General features: G+C 53.3%; 6 protein-coding genes, 6 tRNA genes and 1 rRNA gene. All 13 read left to right on the top strand.

All coding sequences use genetic code 11. The features are described 5' to 3' along the window. Positions 1-478 (top strand): 23S ribosomal RNA (locus HMPREF9473_RS25100); the annotation flags it as partial. A gap of 91 nt (positions 479-569) precedes the next feature. Next, positions 570-642: transfer RNA gene (locus tag HMPREF9473_RS25095), tRNA-Asn, on the top strand. A gap of 5 nt (positions 643-647) precedes the next feature. Then, positions 648-719, top strand: a tRNA-Glu gene (locus tag HMPREF9473_RS25090). A gap of 59 nt (positions 720-778) precedes the next feature. Next, positions 779-852 (top strand) — tRNA-Ile (locus HMPREF9473_RS25085). 37 nt (positions 853-889) lie between these two features. Further along, a tRNA-Asp gene (locus HMPREF9473_RS25080) sits at positions 890-963 on the top strand. A gap of 78 nt (positions 964-1,041) precedes the next feature. Then, positions 1,042-1,114, top strand: a tRNA-Val gene (locus HMPREF9473_RS25075). A 39-nt stretch (positions 1,115-1,153) separates the two neighbouring features. After that, positions 1,154-1,239: transfer RNA gene (locus HMPREF9473_RS25070), tRNA-Leu, on the top strand. A gap of 145 nt (positions 1,240-1,384) precedes the next feature. Beyond that, positions 1,385-2,272: a LysR family transcriptional regulator gene (locus HMPREF9473_RS25065; protein ID WP_006783037.1), complete on the top strand. Its 888-nt coding sequence runs from the start codon at positions 1,385-1,387 to the stop codon at positions 2,270-2,272. A gap of 142 nt (positions 2,273-2,414) precedes the next feature. After that, complete coding sequence (locus HMPREF9473_RS25060; RefSeq protein WP_242830900.1) at positions 2,415-3,818, top strand: amidohydrolase; 1,404 nt, start codon at positions 2,415-2,417, stop codon at positions 3,816-3,818. A 26-nt stretch (positions 3,819-3,844) separates the two neighbouring features. Continuing rightward, positions 3,845-4,561 (top strand): DUF5058 family protein, encoded by a 717-nt coding sequence (locus HMPREF9473_RS25055; RefSeq protein WP_006783035.1) that lies wholly within the window; start codon positions 3,845-3,847, stop codon positions 4,559-4,561. A 19-nt stretch (positions 4,562-4,580) separates the two neighbouring features. Beyond that, complete coding sequence (locus HMPREF9473_RS25050) at positions 4,581-5,306, top strand: hypothetical protein (protein WP_006783034.1); 726 nt, start codon at positions 4,581-4,583, stop codon at positions 5,304-5,306. Between the two features lie 6 nt (positions 5,307-5,312). Then, positions 5,313-5,972 (top strand): L-serine ammonia-lyase, iron-sulfur-dependent subunit beta, encoded by a 660-nt coding sequence (gene sdaAB / locus HMPREF9473_RS25045; protein ID WP_006783033.1) that lies wholly within the window; start codon positions 5,313-5,315, stop codon positions 5,970-5,972. A 12-nt stretch (positions 5,973-5,984) separates the two neighbouring features. Beyond that, positions 5,985-6,878 carry an L-serine ammonia-lyase, iron-sulfur-dependent, subunit alpha gene (sdaAA, locus tag HMPREF9473_RS25040; protein WP_006783032.1) on the top strand — a complete coding sequence of 298 codons (894 nt, stop codon included), beginning with the start codon at positions 5,985-5,987 and terminating at the stop codon, positions 6,876-6,878. Positions 6,879-7,241: the final 363 nt, after the last annotated feature.

Here is a 7,241-nt window from a genome sequence, read left to right as displayed (position 1 = left end):
CGCTCAACGGATAAAAGCTACCCTGGGGATAACAGGCTTATCACTCCCAAGAGTTCACATCGACGGAGTGGTTTGGCACCTCGATGTCGGCTCATCGCATCCTGGGGCTGAAGTAGGTCCCAAGGGTTGGGCTGTTCGCCCATTAAAGCGGTACGCGAGCTGGGTTCAGAACGTCGTGAGACAGTTCGGTCCCTATCCGGCGTGGGCGTAGGATATTTGAGAGGAGCTGTCCTTAGTACGAGAGGACCGGGATGGACTGACCTCTGGTGTATCTGTTAGACTATCAAGTCTATGGCAGAGTAGCCAAGTCGGGAAGGGATAAACGCTGAAGGCATCTAAGCGTGAAGCCCCCCTCAAGATGAGATATCCCATACGCAAGTAGTAAGACCCCTTGAAGACGACGAGGTAGATAGGGCAGAGGTGGAAGCATGGCAACATGTGTAGCTGACTGTTACTAATAGGTCGAGGGCTTAACCAAGTTGGTTTAGGTAGAGGAAGTAAGAATGGATGAAGGTATATAGCAATGTGTGGTTTTGAGGGTATATGGTAGAATACAGTATACCTAATATTCCTTGATAGCTCAGTCGGTAGAGCACGCGGCTGTTAACCGCGGTGTCGTTGGTTCGAGTCCAACTCAGGGAGTTTTTGGCCCCATGGTCAAGCGGTTAAGACATCGCCCTTTCACGGCGGTAACAGGGGTTCAAATCCCCTTGGGGTCACTCTGTCCGCTTTACGAGAGAGACGTGCCGTTATCGGCTTGACGCAAGATTAATATTTTGGACCTTTAGCTCAGTTGGTTAGAGCAACCGGCTCATAACCGGTCGGTCCCGGGTTCGAGTCCCCGAAGGTCCACTACACTGAACTAAATAGTACTGTTAAAAAATGATTTGGCCCGGTGGCTCAGTTGGTTAGAGCGCCGCCCTGTCACGGCGGAGGTCGTGGGTTCGAGTCCCATCCGGGTCGTTTTTTACACGAATTTAGCCCTTTACAAACGGGTAAAAACAGTGTAAAATAATTTTTGTGTCAACTTCATAATCCCATGGGATCTTAGCTCAGCTGGGAGAGCATCTGCCTTACAAGCAGAGGGTCATAGGTTCGAGCCCTATAGGTCCCACTCGATATCGCAAGATATCATGTATGCGTTTTATCGCATGCCGGCGTGGCGGAACTGGCAGACGCACAGGACTTAAAATCCTGCGGGCCTAATCGCCCGTACCGGTTCGATTCCGGTCGCCGGCAGTATAGAAGCTGTAATTTCTGAGAAATCAGGAGTTGCAGCTTTTTGCGTTGCAGAAAAACTAAACGTTACGTTTTCAAGAAAATCATGGTATCATAGGAGTATTAAAGATAAGGCTATTAAGGATAAAACCATGGGGGAATACATATGACAATTCAACAGCTTCAATATGTACTGGAAGTGACCAAGACGGGGTCTGTGTCGAAGGCGGCCAGGAATCTGTATCTGTCACAGCCTAATTTGAGCAATGCGATAAAGAATCTGGAGCATGAGCTGGGGATAACGATTTTTGAGCGGACGACGATGGGGATGCAGCTGACGGGAAATGGGCAGAGACTGGTGCAGAAGGCGGCGTCGATTATGGAGGATATTGCAGATATTACCAGTGGGATGAATGAAGGGGAAGAGTGCTCGTTCCGGCTGGTTTACCCCAGGTATGTCCCGGCGTTTGAGGCATTTATGGATTTGTGCAGGAAGTATGAGGAGATGCCTCATCTGCATTTTTCCTGTTTTATCGGGGACGGGGAGAGGCAGGTGGAGGCGTTGTATCGGAATCTTTGCGATTTGGCGGTTTATCTGGACTATGGGTCCTCGAATTTCCGGCGCCTTTGTCTGGATCTGCATGTGAAGTATGAGATATTTAAGAAGACGAAATTCTATATTCAGCTGTCGGAAAACCATCCTCTGCTGAAGGAGGAGAAGTTTGATGTGGGAAAGCTGAGAGATTATCCTTATGTGGCATTTGCGGATTTGCTGGACAGGGATGCTTACTGGATGCCCTGGGAGGAGATTGTAAACCCGGACCGCCTGATTTGTGTGCAGTCCACCTCGTCGAGAGCGTCGCTGGTGGCCAATTCCAACGCCTTCAGCATTGTCCTGCCCCACTCGGACGAATATAACCGGGAACATGGCGTGGTACAGCTTCCGTTTGAGAATAAGACGGTTACGGTGGGGGTGCTTTATTCCATGGACAGGAAACTGAGCCCGTTTGCGAAGGAGTATCTGGACTATTTGAAACTGCGGATGGATTTCTAGTCCATCTATCTATAAATCTTTTATATATACCCATAACTATGATATATTTCCTCCAAGCCCTTCTTCTCTGCTATGATTGCATATAGAAAATATGCATAAAAAGGAGAAGGGTTATGGAGAAAAAAAGTTAATATGTGACATCGTGGCAGACAAGGCGGACATCATTTCCGGCATCAATCAGTCGGTGTGGGATTTTGCGGAGTTTGGCTACCATGAGGAGCGGAGCGCGGAGAAAATCAAGGAAGTGCTGCTGGAGGAAGGATTTGAGCTGGAATCCGGGCTGGCTGGGATTGCCACTTCTTTTGTGGGGCGGTATGGAAGCGGGAAGCCGGTGATTGGAATTCTGGCGGAGTATGACGCACTGCCGGATCTGAGCCAGGAAGCCGGTGTGGCAAAGCCCTGTCCTATCAAGGGAAAGGAGTACGGCCATGGCTGTGGGCACAGCGCTCTGGGAGCGGGAGCCGTGGGAGCGGCGATTGCGGTGAAGGAGTATTTAAAGCAGACAGGGCAGACAGGAACGGTGGAGCTCTATGGATGTCCGGCGGAGGAGACAGGATTTGGCAAGACATTTATGGTGAAAGCCCACTGCTTTGATGACCTGGATATGACGTTTTGCTGGCATCCCATGGATGGGAATATGTCCATGTCGGTGAGGACGGTGGCCTACTATAAGGCCCGGTTTGATTTTAAAGGGCGGACTTCCCACGCGGGAGCGGCGCCGGAGCTGGGTAGAAGCGCGCTGGATGCCTGTGAGCTGATGAATGTGGGCGTGAATTATCTGAGGGAGCATATCATATCGAATGCCAGGGTGCATTATGCGTACATAGACTGTGGCGGGAAGGCGCCGAACGTGGTTCCGGACCATGCGTCTCTTCTTTACTTTGTGCGGGCGCCAAAGCTGAAACAGAGCGGGGAGATTCTGGAGAGGATTAAAAAGATAGCCCAGGGAGCGGCGCTTATGACGGAGACGGAGGTTGAGATTCAGGTGCTGGGTGGTATGAGTGATACGATACCGAATCCTACGGCTTCGAAGCTGCTGGCGGACTCTTTTGTGGAGACCGGGGCTCCGGACTTTGGCGAGGAGGAATTTGCCATTGCGAGAAAATTCCTGGATATTATGCCGGAGGAGCAGAAGGCCAGAGTGATTGCCGAGGGGGCGAAGCGAAATGGCATCAGCCCGGAGGAATTTGCCAGGAGACCGCTTAATACGTTTATTGTTCCCTATACGGATGCCATGAGAGACCGGGTGATGACAGGTTCCAGTGATGTGGGAGATGTGAGTTACCAGGTTCCAACCGCGCAAATTACCGCGGCGGTGGGAGTGCCGGAGACGGGCGCCCATACCTGGCAGATGACGGCCCAGGTGGGGACCTCCATCGGTGACAAGGCGAGTCTGGCGGTGGCCAGAGCGATTGCACTGGCATGTGCAAAGGTTTATGAGGAGCCGGCCATTGTGGAGCAGGCGAAGAAGGAGCTTTTGGAGGAGACCGGCGGCGTTTACATTTCCCCGATACCGGATGGAATTGTGCCGGCGGATGTGGAATAAGAGTGGGGACATAGGAGGAGAAGAAGATGACGTTTAATGAGATTATGAACAGCCCGGTATTGTATGGACTGGTGATGGCGGGAATTGTATATATCCTGATTTTCTGTGTGATTACGTTTCGGAAGGCTTACAAGCATGGGGTGGAGATAGGACTTTCTAAAGAGAAAATGAAGACGGCGATTACGTCATCCGCAATTTATTCGGTGGTGCCGTCCGTGTCCATTGTGATTGGTTTGTTCAGTCTGGCGGCGGTTCTGGGCGTTCCGTGGTCCTGGTTCCGGCTCTCGGTAGTTGGAGCGGTGACGTATGAGCTGATGGCTTCCGATATGGTGGCCACTGGAGCGGGATATGAGTCCATTGCGGCGCTGAACGCGGCGGGGGACCCATCCATTGTAGGTACGGTGATGTTTGTCATGAGTATCTGCATTCTGGGCGGTATTGTGGGCGTACTGATATTTGGCAAGAAGGTGCAGTCCGGTCTTCAGACGGCCAGAAAGAAGAATGGGCAGACGGGGGCATTGGTGACAGGTGTGCTGTCTCTGGCGATTATTGAGGCATTTCTGCCGCTTCAGATGATGAAGGGGCCGGTTTATCTGGCGGTGGTGCTGACTTCCTGCCTGATTGTGCTGATTCAGATGCAGGTGATAAAGCGGTTCCAGCTGGCGTGGCTTAGAAACTTTGTGATGGCGAATACATTACTGCTTGGTATGGCATCTTCCCTGGTTTGGGAAAAGATTCTGTAAGCGGAGAGGGGAAATTACTATGGATAAAAATTATGAGAAGAGTATCCACCGTATTGGGAGGATTGGGGTTATCATTGCCATCGGATTTATGCTGGGAATACCGGCGGTGGTGTGCCAGGTGTACGATGTGTGGCCGAAGAGCGTAGGGGAAATCTTTGCGGTGGGCGGCGGCTTGCTGGCGGTGTTTCTGCCGACCAATATTGCGGAGGTGTTGAGCTACACGCCACTGTTAGGCTCAGCGGCTTATTTAACCTTCCTGACGGGAAATGTGATGAATCTGAAGATTCCGGTGGTGGTGAATGCACAGGTTCTGACGGATACGGCCCAGGGGACGGATGAGGGAGATACGATTGCGACGATAGGAGTGGCGGTCTCCTCGATTGTGACGACGCTGATTATCGTGCTGGGCGTGATTCTGCTGGTGCCGCTGCGCCCGGTTCTGACAAGTCCGGCGGTTCAGACGGCGACTAAATATCTGCTTCCGGCGCTGTTCGGCGGCATTTTCTTAAGTTTTGTCAACGACGACTGCGGGGAGTATGTGGCCAAGGGAAAATGTCTCTCCATGATTGTGCCGGTGGCGCTGGTGTTTGTGGTCAACGCGTTCTATCCTCTTGGCGGGAAGGAAGGCTTTGTGGTGTTAATCTGTATGGGGCTGACGGCTCTGTGCGCGCTGGGACTTTATAAGGCCGGGAAGATTAAGATGACGCTTAAGAGTGATTTGAAGAAAGCAGAAGGGAAGGAGTAGCCCTCTATGAATGTGTTTGACATTGTAGGGCCGGTGATGATTGGGCCGTCCTCCAGCCATACGGCGGGGGCGGCCAGAATTGGACGGATTGGACGGGCCCTGCTTGGAGAAACGGCGGTGGAAGCGGAGATTCTGCTTCACGGCAGCTTTGCGAAGACTTACCGGGGACATGGCACGGACAAGGCGCTGGTGGCCGGGATTCTGGGGCTGAGCCCGGAGGATGCAAGGCTTCGGGACAGCCTGGAACTGGCAAAGCGGCAGGGGCTGGCTGTGACGATTACCACGGGGGAGCTGGAGGATGTCCACCCCAATACGGCCAGGATTTGTCTGACCGGGAAGAGTGGCCGCCGGGTGAGTATGCAGGCGTCCAGTGTGGGCGGTGGAAATGTGCAGGTTGGCATGGTAGATGGGATGCCGGTGGCATTTAACTGCCAGAATGCGACTCTGATTGTGCTTCACCGGGACGCGCCGGGAATGATTGCGGCGGTGGCGGAGGAGCTTGGGAAAATCGGGGTGAATATCAGCAATTTTCATCTGTCCAGGGAGAAGAAGGGCGGAACGGCGGTGATGACCATTGAGATGGATGCGGCGCCTGATGAGGAGACGGTGAGACGGATTGAGGAAATCGAGCATGTCAGCGCGGTCACATTTTTAGAACCGGTGTAGGAGGAGATTGGAATGGGACTTCGATATGATTCCATAGAGTTTTTGGTGGAACAGGCAGAGCGGGAGGGCAGACGGCTCTCGGAGCTGTGTCTGGAGGAACAGGCAAAGCAGCTGGAGTGTTCCGCAAAGCAGGCGTTTGAGCGGATGGCCCACAGCTATGAGGTGATGAAGGAGGCGGCGAAACAGGGCGGACAGAGAGACGTGAGGTCCGCCAGCGGCCTGACGGGCGGGGACGCCTTTCGGATGATGGAATATGGGAAGAGGGGGAAAACGTTGACGGGACGGGTTCTGCCTTTTGCCATGGGGACGGCGCTGGCGGTCAGTGAGTGGAACGCAGCCATGGGACGGATTGTGGCGGCGCCTACGGCGGGAAGCTGTGGGATATTGCCGGCGGCGCTTCTGACGGCGGAGCAGGAGCATGGATGCACCGTGGAGCAGTGCGTGATGGCGCTTTTTACGGCGTCGGCGTTTGGGATGGTGATAGCAAACCGGGCGTGCATTGCGGGGGCGCAGGGAGGCTGCCAGGCGGAATGCGGGTCCGCCTCCGCCATGGCTGCCGCAGCGCTGGTAGAACTGGGAGGGGGAAGTCCAGCCCAGTCGGCCCATGCCGCGGCGATTGCGCTGAAATGTGTGCTGGGGCTGGTATGTGACCCGGTGGCGGGACTGGTAGAGATTCCGTGTATTAAAAGAAATGCGGCCGGTGTTACCACGGCGCTCATGGCGGCGGAGATGGCGCTGGCGGGGATTGAGAGCGCCATTCCGGCGGATGAGGTGATTCTGGCGATGAAACGGGTGGGGGATTCCATGTCCCCGGCATTGAAAGAGACGGCGGAGGGCGGATTGGCGGACACGATGACGGGACGGCGGCTGTGCAGGCAGGTGTTTGGAGGCGGTGCGGATAACTGACTGCAAGGATGAGGGGGCTGGCTGGTGCCAGGGCCCGGCTGGACTACAAAGATGAAGAGACTGGTCTGTGCCGGTGACCGGCTGGTTCCACGGAGAATCCGTCACTTGTTACAAAATAATTGACTAAATTTGTGCAGTTTTACCCAAAAATAAAAACTTTATAAAATATTCTTGACTATTTTATTAAAAATAGGTATTCTAAGTGTAAGAAACAAGGAAAGTTACTGACAAGCAGGCTTAACCGAGATCTTAAGACATAGCATATTTGCGGCTATGGATGATTTCGGTGGATAGCGTGCTTTTTTTATTTTCACCAAAAGCTGTCGAAATCTCCGGAACCGTAAATCTGCCATGTGAGAGAAA

The sequence above is a fragment of the Hungatella hathewayi WAL-18680 genome (assembly GCF_000235505.1).
In the GTDB taxonomy this organism is placed as follows: domain Bacteria; phylum Bacillota; class Clostridia; order Lachnospirales; family Lachnospiraceae; genus Hungatella_A; species Hungatella_A hathewayi_A.
Note: the sequence above shows the minus strand (reverse complement) of the source record. Positions and strands in the feature narration are given on the sequence as shown.

What these genes read in the sequence shown, in the direction of transcription:
- HMPREF9473_RS25050 (WP_006783034.1), top strand. Translation starts at nt 4,581, where the DNA reads ATGGATAAAAATTATGAGAAGAGTATCCACCGTATTGGGAGGATTGGG.
- sdaAB (WP_006783033.1), top strand. Translation starts at nt 5,313, where the DNA reads ATGAATGTGTTTGACATTGTAGGGCCGGTGATGATTGGGCCGTCCTCC.
- HMPREF9473_RS25065 (WP_006783037.1), top strand. Translation starts at nt 1,385, where the DNA reads ATGACAATTCAACAGCTTCAATATGTACTGGAAGTGACCAAGACGGGG.
- HMPREF9473_RS25055 (WP_006783035.1), top strand. Translation starts at nt 3,845, where the DNA reads ATGACGTTTAATGAGATTATGAACAGCCCGGTATTGTATGGACTGGTG.
- sdaAA (WP_006783032.1), top strand. Translation starts at nt 5,985, where the DNA reads ATGGGACTTCGATATGATTCCATAGAGTTTTTGGTGGAACAGGCAGAG.